Annotated in this window: 14 protein-coding genes; 10 read left to right on the top strand and 4 right to left on the bottom strand. The window is 37.3% G+C overall.

Features of this window, described 5'->3' with window-relative positions; genetic code table 11:
• The first annotated feature begins 104 nt into the window (after positions 1-104).
• Positions 105-932 carry a helix-turn-helix domain-containing protein gene (locus A5849_RS10435; protein WP_002309689.1) on the top strand — a complete coding sequence of 276 codons (828 nt, stop codon included), beginning with the start codon at positions 105-107 and terminating at the stop codon, positions 930-932.
• 88 nt (positions 933-1,020) lie between these two features.
• Here A5849_RS10435 and A5849_RS10430 read toward each other — a convergent pair whose 3' ends face one another.
• The 3 genes from A5849_RS10430 to A5849_RS10420 form a co-directional block, all read right to left on the bottom strand.
• Positions 1,021-2,217 carry a MalY/PatB family protein gene (locus tag A5849_RS10430; RefSeq protein WP_002309688.1) on the bottom strand — a complete coding sequence of 399 codons (1,197 nt, stop codon included), beginning with the start codon at positions 2,215-2,217 and terminating at the stop codon, positions 1,021-1,023.
• An 11-nt stretch (positions 2,218-2,228) separates the two neighbouring features.
• Positions 2,229-3,797 (bottom strand): maltose/glucose-specific PTS transporter subunit IIBC, encoded by a 1,569-nt coding sequence (gene malX / locus A5849_RS10425; RefSeq protein ID WP_002345024.1) that lies wholly within the window; start codon positions 3,795-3,797, stop codon positions 2,229-2,231.
• A gap of 171 nt (positions 3,798-3,968) precedes the next feature.
• A complete protein-coding gene (locus A5849_RS10420) occupies positions 3,969-4,739 on the bottom strand; it encodes a MurR/RpiR family transcriptional regulator (RefSeq protein WP_002320562.1) in 771 nt (256 codons plus the stop codon).
• A gap of 171 nt (positions 4,740-4,910) precedes the next feature.
• Between A5849_RS10420 and A5849_RS10415 the strand changes: the two genes are divergently transcribed.
• Entirely contained in the window at positions 4,911-5,261 is a 351-nt protein-coding gene (locus tag A5849_RS10415) for a hypothetical protein (RefSeq protein WP_002345025.1), read from the top strand.
• 106 nt (positions 5,262-5,367) lie between these two features.
• On the opposite strand, the gene A5849_RS10410 is transcribed toward A5849_RS10415, so the two are convergent.
• Positions 5,368-6,138, bottom strand: coding sequence for a DeoR/GlpR family DNA-binding transcription regulator (locus A5849_RS10410; RefSeq protein ID WP_002320561.1), 771 nt, complete (start codon positions 6,136-6,138; stop codon positions 5,368-5,370).
• A 217-nt stretch (positions 6,139-6,355) separates the two neighbouring features.
• Here A5849_RS10410 and ulaG point away from each other — a divergent pair, with 217 nt between their 5' ends.
• From ulaG to A5849_RS10370, 8 genes are all read left to right on the top strand, one after another.
• Entirely contained in the window at positions 6,356-7,423 is a 1,068-nt protein-coding gene (gene ulaG, locus A5849_RS10405; RefSeq protein ID WP_002320560.1) for an L-ascorbate 6-phosphate lactonase, read from the top strand.
• A gap of 17 nt (positions 7,424-7,440) precedes the next feature.
• On the top strand, positions 7,441-7,902 hold the full coding sequence (locus tag A5849_RS10400; RefSeq protein ID WP_002320559.1) for a PTS sugar transporter subunit IIA: 462 nt from the start codon (positions 7,441-7,443) through the stop codon (positions 7,900-7,902).
• A 19-nt stretch (positions 7,903-7,921) separates the two neighbouring features.
• On the top strand, positions 7,922-9,406 hold the full coding sequence (locus A5849_RS10395; protein ID WP_002309680.1) for a PTS ascorbate transporter subunit IIC: 1,485 nt from the start codon (positions 7,922-7,924) through the stop codon (positions 9,404-9,406).
• Positions 9,407-9,447: 41 nt separating this feature from the next.
• Positions 9,448-9,747, top strand: coding sequence for a PTS sugar transporter subunit IIB (locus tag A5849_RS10390; RefSeq protein ID WP_002292382.1), 300 nt, complete (start codon positions 9,448-9,450; stop codon positions 9,745-9,747).
• A gap of 14 nt (positions 9,748-9,761) precedes the next feature.
• Entirely contained in the window at positions 9,762-10,400 is a 639-nt protein-coding gene (locus A5849_RS10385; protein ID WP_002309679.1) for a 3-keto-L-gulonate-6-phosphate decarboxylase UlaD, read from the top strand.
• Between the two features lie 4 nt (positions 10,401-10,404).
• Positions 10,405-11,265, top strand: coding sequence for an L-ribulose-5-phosphate 3-epimerase (locus A5849_RS10380; RefSeq protein ID WP_002309678.1), 861 nt, complete (start codon positions 10,405-10,407; stop codon positions 11,263-11,265).
• On the top strand, positions 11,255-11,965 hold the full coding sequence (locus A5849_RS10375) for an L-ribulose-5-phosphate 4-epimerase (RefSeq protein ID WP_086310093.1): 711 nt from the start codon (positions 11,255-11,257) through the stop codon (positions 11,963-11,965). The genes A5849_RS10380 and A5849_RS10375 overlap by 11 nt, the downstream gene beginning before the upstream one ends.
• Positions 11,966-12,214: 249 nt before the next feature.
• Positions 12,215-13,377 (top strand): IS3 family transposase gene (locus tag A5849_RS10370; RefSeq protein WP_086956687.1). Its coding sequence is split into 2 segments (ribosomal slippage): positions 12,215-12,491 and positions 12,491-13,377, totalling 1,164 coding nucleotides; the frame shifts between segments, so codons are not numbered across the junction.
• Positions 13,378-13,505: the final 128 nt, after the last annotated feature.

Genomic DNA, 13,505 nt, shown 5'->3' with positions numbered 1-13,505 from the left:
AAAATTAAAATTTTTATTCTGTTCTAAACAATTATGGTTGTTTAGAACTTTTTTTTGTGTATGATATAAAGGAGAAATAATTTTTTAAAGGGAAGGAAATTGTTTTGATAAAAGTAGATGGAGCATTACTGAAAGAATACCGAAAGAAAAAGGGGTTAACACAAGTACAATTAGCAGAAGGTATTTGCGAACAGGCAACTGTCAGCAATATCGAAAACAAGAATATGTCACCAGGTATCAACATCCTAAGTGCGCTTTGCAAAAAGTTGAATGTCGAGATCTCCGATATATTAGTGGAAACAGAAGAAGACAAGATCAGAAAAAAATTAAGTGAGATTCAATCGTTGAATGCTGTATCGAAGTACAAAGAATCTTATGAAATTTTACAAACGATTGATCAGAAAAAAGTAAGCAATTCTGATCTTTTAAACCAAATCTTGTTTTATCAAGGACTGCTTGATCATCTTTATGCAAAAAAAGAAGATGCAGCATTGTTTTATTTCAATCAAGTGTTGGAACAAACGACCGAAACAGATATCCATCACTTACAAGCAGCTGCAAATGTGGCAATGATCTACTTGGCAAAAGGAGAACTAGACTTTGCAAAAGTGTATGTGGAACGTACGCTTAAAATCTTGAATGATACTGATTTTGATAATCTGATGGTCTGTATCGTATATTATAATATCGCCACCTATTACAGCAAAATCGAGAACTATGAAAAAGCAATCCAGTTGTGCGAGAAGGGGATTGGGTACAATAAGAAACATAAATCAACCCAGGCATTGGAATACTTGCTTTATGAAATTGCTTTTTGCCATAAGCAACTAGGAGAAGACGATTATTTAGAAAGATATATGGATGCCAAAAAAGTAGCATGTTTCAACGGGAATGATCACGCGGTGAAAGTGATCGAAAACGACCTTAAATAAAGAGATCTTGACAGAAGTGTTCAACTTTAAGAACATCGTATATTCGAAAAAAGGAGATGTGACAAAAATTTTTGTCACATCTCCTTTATTATGGTTTAATTTCGATTTCAGCAGTTGCTTCAAAACTTTTCAACATACGATCTAGTCCATCTACTAATTTCGATTTCGGACAGCCGATATTCAATCGTAAAAATTGATGACCATTTCCGCCGTAAATCGATCCATCCATAATCGCCACTTTGCCTATAGAAATCAGCTTCTCTCTTAAAAGAGGGATATCTGATACAGCTTTGGATATATCCAGCCACATCAAATAGGTTGCTTCAAGATCGACGACTTTTACATCTGGCAGTTTTTCCTGGATAAATGCTTTTACATACCGCTGATTGCTTTCAAGATAATGATTCAGTTCATCTACCCAATGACTGCAATACCGATAGGCACTCATTGTCGCTAACATACCGAAAATATTGGTAGAAGATAACCCATCCGCATTTTTTAACTTCCTTTGAAAATGCTCACGTAACCCAAGATTCGGTATCAACGTATAGGCAAATGTCAATCCAGGGAAGTTAAATGTTTTTGTACCGCTGGTGACAATCGCCACTTGTTCATAATTGAAGCGTGTGATAGGTATATGCGTTTGTCCTCGTCCTAAAATGTCCATGTGTATCTCATCAGATAATAAAAATATAGAATACTGACGGCACAATGCCACGATTTTTTCTAATTCCCATTGTTTCCATACTCTACCGGTTGGATTGTGGGGAGAGCAGAGAAGTAGTACTTTGTTTTCTGGCCTGGCTAATTTCTCTTCTAAATCCGTAAAATCGATCCGGTACTGATTTTCTTCATAGATCAAAGGATTATCGACTAGAAGTCGGTCATTGTCTTGGATGACTTTAAAAAAAGCATCATAAGCTGGCGTTTGTAAAACCACTCCTTCCCCTTTTTTAGTAAGCATTTGAATAAGGGTAGATACTGCATAGATAACTGTTGGAGTGTACATGATCCATTCTTCTTCCAGTAGTGTGTCAAAACGGGATTGATACCACTGTTTAATTGCTTCTTTTAATTCATGATGATTCCAGCGGGTATAGCCAAATACTGGGTGGTTCATTCTTTCTTTCAAAGTATCAAGTACTTCTTCGGGGACCATAAAATCTGTATCAGAAATCGTAAAAGGGAGTAAATCAGCTTCGCCAAATCGGTCTTCAACGTAGTCCCACTGTGTACAGTACGTTCCTTTTCTATTTATAGCGGTATCAAATGCCACAAATTTCACCTTCTATCTTTTTATCCTAAAATCGTATCAAGCTGATTGCGAACAGTTGTGACTTTCGTTCCGATAATCACTTGGACGTTTTGATGATCGAGATGGACCACACCTAATGCTCCTAGTTGTTTTAACTTTTCATCATCTACGATATCTGCATCTGCTAAAACTAAACGTAAACGTGTAATACAATTATCTAAAGATTGGATGTTTTCTTGACCACCAAGTGCTGCTAAAATTCCTTTTGCATCGTATCCGCCTGTTTTATGAAAGTTCACTTCTTGATCGGTATATTCTGTTTCATCCACTGTCTTGTCACGCCCAGGTGTTTTTAAATCCAATTTTATGATTACTGTTTTGAAGACAATATAGTAAATACCGAACCACAAAGCACCGATTATTAATACCCACCACCATTTTGTGTCATTACCTTGGAGTAGACCAAAAATCACAAAATCTAAGATTCCACCATCTGTATTCCCGATTACGACACCTAATAATGCCATGACCATAAAACCTAGACCAGTCATGACGACATGGAAGAGCCATAATAGCGGACTAATGAATAAAAATAAAAATTCGATTGGTTCTGTGATTCCGGTCACAGCTGTCGCAATCACACCTGAAATCAACAATCCTTTGATTTTATGTCGATTTTGTGGTGCAGCGGTACGATACATAGCTAATGCTGCTGCAGGCAGTCCAAAAATAAATGTAGGCATTTTTCCCTGTGATAAAAAGGCAGTTGCACTTGGCGAAATAGGCAAATTGTTTTGCAATTCTGCATAAAAGATATTCAGTGCACCAAATACTTCTTTCCCATCAATGATCGCCGAACCACCAGCTTCAGTAAAGCGTATCATCGAAACTAGAATATGGTGAAGCCCGAATGGAAGAAGCAGTCGTTCCCCTGAACCGAATAAGAAGGGACCAAATATTCCTGAACGTTGGATTAGCTGGCCGATAGCCATAATGACCATAGCGAATAAAGGCCAAATCAAGGGGATGATCAAACCAACAAACCCTAAAACTAGAGAAGTGATAATCGGTACAAAACGAGCCCCTGAGAAGAAGGCGAAACTATCTGGTAACTGAACAGTATAAAACCTGTTATGCAACTTATAAACGATGATTCCAGCAATGATCCCTCCAAGAACACCCATTTCGATCGTCTGGATACCAAAAACCATTCCTTGTCCAGCTTCTCGCAAGTGGTCGGCATCAACTAAACGATTTGTCAGGACTAAGTAAAAGTTGATGGCTAAATTCATGACAGTGTAACCGACGAATCCAGAGAAAGCGGCCACACCTTTTTCCTTACGAACTAATCCTAATGGAATGGCCATGGCAAACATGACTGGCAAGTAGGTAAAGGCAAAACCGCCAATAGCAGACATGAATTGGAACACTGCTTTAACTGCTGGATATCCTAAAAACGGTAAAGTCTGAATCATTGATTCACTGGAAAATGAACTACCTAACCCTAAAAGAATACCCATGAAAGCCAACAAAGCAACCGGCAACATAAAAGTCTTTCCCAACCCTTGAAAGAACTCCCAAAAGGTTGATTTCTTTTTCTTTGTATTCATTTTTCTTCCTCCATCTCTTAGTAGTTTTAAGATTTTTAAAAAAAATGATTGCGTTTTCATTGATAGGTTTATTATAGCTAACTAAAGGAAATAAAAAAGAGGAGACAGATATTCTGTATCCTCATACATGATTGAGTAAGATGTTTCACTAGAAATAGCAACAAATTATAGCTAATTGTTTTTCATTTGGTCTGCATACATCAAGAGTACTGTATCAAATAAACAAATCACAGAAATTCTTGAACTTAAATCGACACTGTGGTGATAGCGAGTCGTTCCCTTTGCATATAAGGAAATCGTCGATAATTTTTCCAAGTTACTTCCCTTGGTTGAAATAATGCTGATGATAGGGACTTGTTGTCTTTTAGCAATCTGGGCATAGGAGAGGATACCTTTTGTTTCTCCTGTGAAACTGACGAAAATGGCTAAGTCTTCCTGTTTCAAATTACTTACAGCTGCTTCTTGTTCATCCCAATCTGAACGAGCAAATGCTTTTTTTCCTAAAAAAGTCAGTTTTCGAGCAAAATCTGTACAAATAGGGAAGCTTCCTCCTAATCCAAAAACTTCGATAGTATTCGATTGATAGATCAATGTCATCATTTGTTTGGCCTTTTCTTCGCTCATTTGATGGAACGTCTCTGTGACATTTGAAGTGATTTGGTTCGTGATTGTTTGAAAGCTTCGGCTATTTCCTTCCTGTTCCTCTACATGGATGGATTGATCGATGGCGTATTTCAACTCTTTAAAACCTTGATAGCCTAAATGTTTAGCCGTTCGGGAGATAGTAGCAGTTGAGACAAATAAATCATCAGATACTTCATAAATCGTTTTTGTTCCAATATCGGACAAATGGAGGAATATATAATCCAATATTTCATTTTCGATTTTACTTAACGAGGAACGCTTCTTTTCTAGTAAAGCAATCAAACTATTGCTTAACATGGACGGTACTCCTTTCAATATCTAACAAAAATAGTATTCGTAAACAAATATCTCTGTTGAGTTTAGATAATAATCTAACTTATTATATAGCGCTTTCATAAAAATGTATATATAATAAAAGTTAGTTAAAATACTGGGATGATCTAAAGACAAAAGAGAGGAAGATAACCAATGAATCTTAACAAGCCCAAGATTGCTGAACAAAGTCCAAAGAAAATCTTTCTTTTCGATATGACATTCAGTTTGATTTCTTCTGTTGGACTTTTGCAAACGCAACGTTTAGAAAGAAAATTGACACATTTCTTTCAAAAAGAGCAAAAAAATGTGTCAGTCAAAGTATATGATTCTAGCCAAATAGACAAAGAAGCAAAGAGAGCAGACATCTTATTGCTCACTCCTTTACTTGGATATGCAAAAGATAAAATAGAAAGTCAGTTCCCTGAAATACCTGTTTTCGTAATATCTAAGGAAGAATACGGAACTTTGGATGTGGAGAAAATAGTTAGTAAAATGGATGATTAAATCAAATTTTGATTGTTCATCCATTTTATCGTTTTAAGAAGTCTCTGCTATGTTCAAATGGTAATTTTGAATGTAGTAGAGTTTTTTACGCAAACCAACATAATTCTTAAAATGAATCTACTTGGATGATTTTTGTCCCCATATTCTTGATTTTGTCTAATACTTTTTCAGAGCAAAATTTATCAGTGATCAAATAATCAAAGACTGAAATATCAGCAATCTTGAATTTTGATGTCAGTCCGATTTTTCGATGATCAGCAACTAGAATCTTACATTTGATTGTCTGGTTGATCATCATTTCGTTGATTGTTGATTCATTCAATATTTTCGTTGTGACCCCATGTGCGACATCGACTCCGCTGCAACCAATGATACAAATGTCTGCATTGATTGAAGAAATCGTATTTAATGCGATATCGCCCACCAGTGCTTCTTTTGGAAAGCGCATCTCTCCGCCAGTTAAAATATAACTGCAATTATCTTTGTGAGGAGAATAGTTGATTTTTACGTTGTTTGTAACGACTGTCAAATGGTTAGATTGAAGAAAATCCAGTGTTTTCAATGCAGTCGAGCTAGAATTAATAAACAATGTATCATAATCGCTAATGTATTTACTAGCTTCTCTGGCAATCGCTTGTTTAATCCTTTCAGGACCAGATTGATCAAAATCAGTCTGGTTTTTGTAATTATAAGAACAATAACCGTAATTGCGGATGATCTCGTTTTTTTCTTCTAATAAATTTAAATCTCTGCGTATCGTACTAATAGATACATCCAGAGATTCAGCTAATTGAAAAGTTGACAATTGTTCGGTTTGCTGAAGTAGTTCCAAAATATCTTTTTGCCGTTTTTCAATATTGACAAGTGAGTTTTTCATGACTGTTGCCTCCTGAAGGACATCTTGATCCATGGATTTATTTGATTAGTTGTTCATTTAAATATTCATATCTGTCTTTATTATACTGAAACAATCATTAATATTTAAAAGAAAATCATATAAAAGACAAACAGTCATATAAAAGGGTTTTCACGCATGCGGTTACGCATTAAGATTTACTTGTAAGTCGTAAGAATGATATGGGGGGAACAAGTAAATGAGCAAAACGGTAAATGAAGTGACAAAAGAAAAGTGGATATTAGAAACATTTCCAGAATGGGGTATGTATTTGAACGAGGAAATCGAATCAGAGGTAGTGGAACCTGGAACTTTTGCTATGTGGTGGCTAGGCTGTACGGGAATTTGGCTGAAAAGTCATGAAGGAACGAATATCTTATGTGATTTATGGTGTGGAACGGGAAAACGCAGTCATGGAAATGGCATGATGAAAAAAGGGCATCAGATGATGCGTATGAGCGGTGTTCAAAATATGCAGCCTAACTTACGGACTCAGCCTTTCGTAATCGATCCTTTTGAAATAAAAAATGTAGACGCTTTAATCGTCACACACATCCATTCCGATCATCTAGATATTCACACAGCTGCAGCCGTGCATCAAAATTGTCCTGAAGCAATATTCATTGGACCAAAAGAAGTGGTTCACATGTGGCAAAAATGGGGGATCCCTGAAGAAAAAACGATTATCGTGAAACCAGGTGATGCGGTCAAAATCAAAAATATCAATGTAGTAGCTTTAGAAGCGTTTGATCGGACAGCGTTGGTTACTTGTGAAGATCCGGAAGAAGTATTGAAAGGAAAAATGCCTCAGGAGATGGATCAAATAGCAGTAAATTATTTATTTGAAACATCAGGAGGTAATCTTTATCACGCAGGAGATTCACATTATTCCAATTTATTTGCCAAACATGGCAATGACCACAAAATCGATGTCTGCTTAGGAGCCTACGGTGAAAACCCACGAGGGATAACAGACAAAGTTACTTCTGTTGATATGCTGCGCATGGCGGAGTCATTGAATGCAAAAGTAGTGATTCCTGTCCACTACGATATTTGGTCTAATTTTATGGCTGATCCTAAAGAGATTACTGAAATTTGGAAATTCAAAAAGGATCGCTTGCATTATGGGTTTAAACCTTATATCTGGCAAGTAGGCGGGAAATTCATCTATCCGACAAACAAAGATGATCTTGAGTTTAATTTTTATCGCGGATTTGAAGATGTCTTCTCGATTGAAAATGATACACCGTTTCCGTCGTTTTTATAAGAAAGAAGGGAAGTTTCTTGCTGAAATACTTTTTTGACTATCAATTGATTCATTACCCAGATAAAGAAATCACGAATTGGCGTGAAGCTATCGCCGAAAGCTGTCGTGTATTGATTGATAAGAAAATCATTGATCAAACGTATGTTGAAGAAATCATTCATTGTGTAGAAAAATATGGACCTTATATTGTGATTGCACCTCAAGTAGCCATGCCACATTCTTCAGAAAAAAGCGAGGGAGTTTTTGGAACGGCTATTTCATTTACCAAGTTGAAGCAGCCAGTCCGTTTTGAAAGCGAAGATGAGAATGAGGAGAAAACGGCCAGTTTGTTTTTTACACTCGCAGCAAAAAATCCAAAAGAACACCTAGAAAATATCCAAAAATTATCCGAATTATTAATGACAGATGGATTGGTTGAGCGTCTCATCTCTACGAACTCCATCGATGATTACCAAGTTGTGATGGCGGAATATAATTAATTGATAGAGGAGAAAAAAGATGGGGGAATTTTTGTTAAGCATTTGGACGTATTTTGCAACAAATATCTTGACGCAGCCAGCGTACCTGATTGGTTTTATCGTGTTATTAGGCTATATTTTGCTGAAACGCCCGCTTCATGAATGCATCGCTGGATTCTTAAAGGCAACGGTTGGCTACTTTATTTTGACTGTTGGCTCTGGTGGTTTGGTCAACAATTTTCGACCAATCTTGGTTGGACTAAAAGAACGGTTTAATTTGGATGCTATGGTTACAGATCCTTATTTTGGACAAAATGCTGTGGATGCTGGATTAATGGAGACATTTGGCCGTACCTTTGGAGATGTGATGATTCTATTACTGATTGCATTTGTTTTAAATATTTTATTAGTCCGTTTTCAGAAATATACGAAACTGCGATCCGTTTTCACGACCGGAAATGTTCAGGTCCAGCAAGCAGCTACCGCTTTTTGGATTTTACTGTTTTGTTTTCCTGATCTAGGCAGGATACAAGTATTGATATTTATGGGATTGATTTTAGGGTGTTATTGGGCAGTAGCTTCTAACTTAACAGTAGGGATCACGCAGGAATTGACAGAAGGTGCCGGATTTGCGGTGGCACATCAGCAAATGTTCGGAATCTTTATTTTTGCTAAACTAGCTGAATGGATGAAAAAGCGGGATGAAAAGAAAAATCGATCGATCAAGCAAGACAAGAAAATCGAAGATATCCAATTACCAGGATTCCTATCGATATTTAATGAGAATATGGTTGCTACTTCGTTGCTCATGCTATTTTTCTTTGGGATCATTCTGCTTGTACTAGGCAAAGATTATTTGATTCAAGCACAATTCATGAAAGAGGGGCAGAGTTTCTTATTCTACATTATGACGACTTCCTTGAATTTTGCGGTATATCTGGCAATCTTGCAATTAGGGGTTCGGACTTTCGTCGATGAACTAACTCAATCTTTTCAAGGAATCTCAAACACGATTTTACCAGGAGCTGTTCCAGGAATCGATGTAGCCGCTACTTTTGGCTTTGGTTCGCCAAATGCGGTAACGATTGGATTTTTGTTCGGTGCTTTGGGTCAATTTTTGATGATTGGTTTACTGATTTTATTGAAATCGCCAACGATCGTCATAGCCGGTTTCATTCCGTTGTTCTTTGATAATGCTGTCATAGCAGTTTATGCCAATAACCGAGGTGGATTCAAAGCTGCCTGTCTATTCCCGTTTCTTTCTGGAATCATACAAGTAGGCGGTTCAGCATTATTCGCTACATGGATCGGGATGTCAACATACGGTGGTTATATCGGGATGTTCGATTGGGCGACAGCTTGGCCATTATTTACAGTAGTCATGAAAGTCCTAGGTTATGCTGGAATCGCCGTAGTCGTCATTGGTCTATTGGCTATTCCGCAGTTACAATATCGGAAAAATCCTGAAGGGTATTTCTTGATTGTAGAAGATTATGAAAAATATGCAGAAAAGCAGAAAGCATAAAAGAAATCTGATTAGACAACACTCATAATGGAGGGATTAGGATGAGAATTTTAGTATCGTGTGCAAATGGATCAGGAACCAGCTTGATGATGATGAGAAGTGTAGAAAAAGCAATGAAAGAACTAAATATACCAATTACCAAGATTCATCATTGTGCTATTTCAGAGGGAAAAAGCTCAGCCAGTCAATATGATGTCGTTTTTACACCAGTCAATTTTTTGAATATGTTTACTCAGGCAGAGAAAAAAGGCGTTACAGTTATTGGTATAAAAAATGTGATGTCCGCCAAAGAAATCAGTGAAAAATTTGCTGAAACAACATGGTATCAAAAAAACAAGTGAAAGAAGGAACCAAGATGAGCAGGCCGAATCTGCAAATTGCGTTAGATCACAATGATTTAGAACATGCATTAGGCGATGTTATGAAAGTCGGTGATGTAGTAGACATTATTGAAGTGGGAACGATCCTTTGCTTACAGGAAGGACAAAAAGCGATTCGCTGTATTCACAGTATATTTCCAGAAAAAAAACTGGTCGCTGATACAAAATGTGCAGATGCTGGAGGAACAGTAGCAAGAAATGTTGCTACTGCAGGAGCAGATTGGATGACAGTCATTTGCTGTGCAACAATGCCAACGATGAAGGCAGCACAAAAAGAGATAGGCGAATTACAAGTAGAACTCTATGGCAATTGGACTTTTGAGCAAGCCAAGGATTGGTATAACATCGGAATCCGACAGGTAATCTACCACCAAAGCCGTGATGCGCTCTTATCTGGTGAAGCTTGGGGTGAAAAAGATTTATCGAAGGTCAGCAAACTGATTGAACTAGGCTTCAATGTTTCTGTAACTGGTGGATTAAATCCAAACACATTACAATTGTTTGAAGGAATCAACGTGTATACCTTTATCGCGGGTCGGGGGATTACAGCAGCAGAAGATCCAATGAAGGCTGCACAATGTTTCAAAGATGAGATCATTCGTATCTGGGGGTAAGGAAATGGCTCAAATTGGGATTTATGAAAAAGCATTACCCAAAGATATTTCATGGAAAGAACGTTTTTCCCTTGTAAAAGAAATGGACTTCGATTTTATCGAGATGTCGATTGATGAGACGGATGAGCGGTTAGCACGATTAGATTGGTCTGAAAAAAAGATAGCTGAGCTGAGAGAAGAGATGTTTAGCTCTGGAGTACGTATCCATTCGATTTGTTTAAGTGCGCATCGGCGATTTCCGTTTGGTTCTGCTGATCCAGAAAAGAAAAAAGCAGCGAAACAACTAATGAAAAAAGCAATCCATTTGGCGCATAATTTAAGCGTCAAAGTAATCCAAATAGCTGGATATGACGTTTATTATGAAGAGAAATCAATGAATTCCAGAGAAGACTTTATCGAAGGAATAAAAGAAAGTGTAAAGGAAGCCTCTAAATATGGCATCATTCTTTCCGTGGAAATCATGGATGACCCATTTATGAACTCCATTTCAAAATTTTTAGAAATCAAAGAACAGATTCGTTCCCCTTTTCTACAAGTATATCCAGACCTAGGCAATTTGTCCGCATGGCCGGAAAATAATCCGGCTCGAGAACTTGAGAAAGGGATCGATTATATCACTGCTATCCACTTAAAAGACACGTATCCTGTAACAAAAGAATATTCAGGACAGTTTCGAGATGTTCCTTTTGGTAACGGATGCGTTGACTTTCTTGGATTATTGAGACATTTGAAACGTCTAGATTATGATGGAACATTCCTGATCGAAATGTGGAGTGAAAAAAGTCAAGATTTTCGAAGAGAAATCCAGCAGGCAAAAGACTACTTAAGTTCTAAATTGAAGGAGGCTGGTTATGATGTCTTGTGAAGAAAAAATTGCAGCAATGAAGCAACGTGTCTTTGAAGCAAATCTGGCATTGCCGCAATACGGATTAGTCAAATTGACTTGGGGCAATGTGAGTGAAGTGGACCGTGAGCTAGGAGTCATCGTTATTAAGCCAAGCGGTGTCCGATATGAACGCATGCAAGCAGATCAAATGGTTGTAACAGATTTGTCAGGAAATATAATAGAAGAAGACAGCTTAAAACCATCTTCAGATCTGCCTACCCATGTTGTTTTATACAAAGCTTTTGAAGATGTAACTGCTGTTACTCATACTCATTCTACTCACTCTGTCATGTGGGCGCAAGCAGGCAGAGATTTGCCAGCTTATGGCACGACCCATGCTGATGCTTTTTATGGAAAGATTCCTTGTACACGCCAATTGACGAAAGAAGAAGTAAAAGAAGCTTACGAAGTTCATACAGGGAATGTGATTGTCGAGACATTTAAGGAAAGAAAATTAGAGCCAAAAGAAGTCCCTGGAGTACTTGTCTATGGACATGGACCATTCACTTGGGGGCGCTCACCTATAGAAGCAGTAGAAAATAGCCTGATTTTAGATGAAATTTGTTTGATGGCTAAAGAAAACAAGTTGATCAACCCAAATATATGTGAAATCCCACAATATTTGCTAGATAAACATTATTTTCGAAAACACGGAAAGCATGCATACTATGGGCAATAGAGATGCTAGGGTAAGGGTAGAAAATTAAAAGATAATACTTGATAGAGAGAAACAGAGGTTGTGAAGAAAATTTATCACAACCTTTTTTATTTATCAAAAAGGGTGCATTCTAAAAGGAAAGAGGAATTTTAAGGAATCGAGAGAATCTTTACAGGAGAGTTATATGTGATAGATTGGATAGGCTACAATTAACTAGACAGAAAAATTAAGGTGTGTAGACTAGAAGAAAACATACCAGGAGGAATTTTTATGTCTAAGAGAACACGAAGAACTTTTTCACAAGAATTCAAGCAACAAATCGTCAATCTTTACTTAGCTGGAAAGCCACGTGTAGAAATCATTCGAGAATATGAACTAACGGCTTCAGCATTTGACAAATGGGTAAAGCAATCTAAAACGAGTGGTTCATTCAAAGAAAAAGATAATCTTACGCCTGAACAAAAAGAATTGTTAGAACTACGTAAAAGAAACCAGCAATTAGAAATGGAAAATGATATTTTAAAGCAAGCAGCGCTGATATTCGGACGAAGAGACAAGTAATCGATGCGAATAAGCATCTTTACCCTATATCAGCGATGTGCAGAATATTAGGTCTATCACGTCAGTCCTATTATTATCAATCAAAACCAAAGAAAGACGAATCAGAACTTGAAGAAGTAGTCGCTGAAGAATTTATCCGCAGCCGAAAGGCCTACGGCTCAAGAAAAATAAAAAAAGCCTTATCAAAACGAGGCATTCAGATCAGCCGACGAAAAATTAGTAGAATCATGAAAAATAGAGGATTAAAATCGAGCTATACTGTTGCTTATTTTAAAGTACATCATTCTACTTGCAATGAAGCCAAAACGACAAACGTATTGAATCGTAAATTCTTAAGAGACAACCCATTAGAAGCGATCGTAACAGACTTGACTTATGTACGAGTCGGGAAAAAATGGAATTATGTCTGTTTCATTTTGGATCTGTTCAATCGAGAAATTCTCGGCTATTCTTGTGGAGAACATAAAGATGCCGTTCTAGTAAAAAAAGCATTTAGCCGTATCAAACAACCTCTGACAGAGGTTGAGATTTTTCATACTGATCGTGGAAAAGAGTTTGATAACCAAGCTATTGATGAATTATTAACAACTTTTGACATCAATCGATCATTGAGTCATAAAGGCTGTCCTTTTGATAATGCCGTAGCTGAATCAACTTATAAGTCGCTGAAAGTAGAATTTGTCTATCAATACACATTTGAAACCTTACAACAATTGGATTTGGAGTTATTTGACTATGTCAATTGGTGGAACCACCTTCGGTTGCACGGTACACTTGGCTACGAGACACCAGTTGGTTACCGTAACCAGAGATTGGCGCAGCGAATCCTTGATAATGAGCTCGGATGTGCTAACGCTAGCGAGGCAGTCTAACTTTAACTGTTAGCTCCTGCCGAAGATCGTCACATCCGAGGAGGCTCATTGTCAAGGACAATCGGAATAGCATACGGAAAGAAGTTCTGCACCTTATAAAATTTGTCAAAAAAACTGTTGCCATTCCA

The organism is Enterococcus sp. 10F3_DIV0382, assembly GCF_002140245.1.
In the GTDB taxonomy this organism is placed as follows: domain Bacteria; phylum Bacillota; class Bacilli; order Lactobacillales; family Enterococcaceae; genus Enterococcus_B; species Enterococcus_B lactis.
Note: the sequence above shows the minus strand (reverse complement) of the source record. Positions and strands in the feature narration are given on the sequence as shown.

Bases quoted from the DNA above. Each gene is read 5' to 3' on its own strand.
- A5849_RS10385 (WP_002309679.1), top strand. From the start codon at position 9,762: ATGAGCAGGCCGAATCTGCAAATTGCGTTAGATCACAATGATTTAGAA.
- A5849_RS10390 (WP_002292382.1), top strand. From the start codon at position 9,448: ATGAGAATTTTAGTATCGTGTGCAAATGGATCAGGAACCAGCTTGATG.
- ulaG (WP_002320560.1), top strand. From the start codon at position 6,356: ATGAGCAAAACGGTAAATGAAGTGACAAAAGAAAAGTGGATATTAGAA.
- A5849_RS10415 (WP_002345025.1), top strand. From the start codon at position 4,911: ATGAATCTTAACAAGCCCAAGATTGCTGAACAAAGTCCAAAGAAAATC.
- A5849_RS10410 (WP_002320561.1), bottom strand. From the start codon at position 6,138: ATGAAAAACTCACTTGTCAATATTGAAAAACGGCAAAAAGATATTTTG.
- A5849_RS10380 (WP_002309678.1), top strand. From the start codon at position 10,405: ATGGCTCAAATTGGGATTTATGAAAAAGCATTACCCAAAGATATTTCA.
- A5849_RS10375 (WP_086310093.1), top strand. From the start codon at position 11,255: ATGTCTTGTGAAGAAAAAATTGCAGCAATGAAGCAACGTGTCTTTGAA.
- malX (WP_002345024.1), bottom strand. From the start codon at position 3,797: ATGAATACAAAGAAAAAGAAATCAACCTTTTGGGAGTTCTTTCAAGGG.
- A5849_RS10395 (WP_002309680.1), top strand. From the start codon at position 7,922: ATGGGGGAATTTTTGTTAAGCATTTGGACGTATTTTGCAACAAATATC.
- A5849_RS10420 (WP_002320562.1), bottom strand. From the start codon at position 4,739: ATGTTAAGCAATAGTTTGATTGCTTTACTAGAAAAGAAGCGTTCCTCG.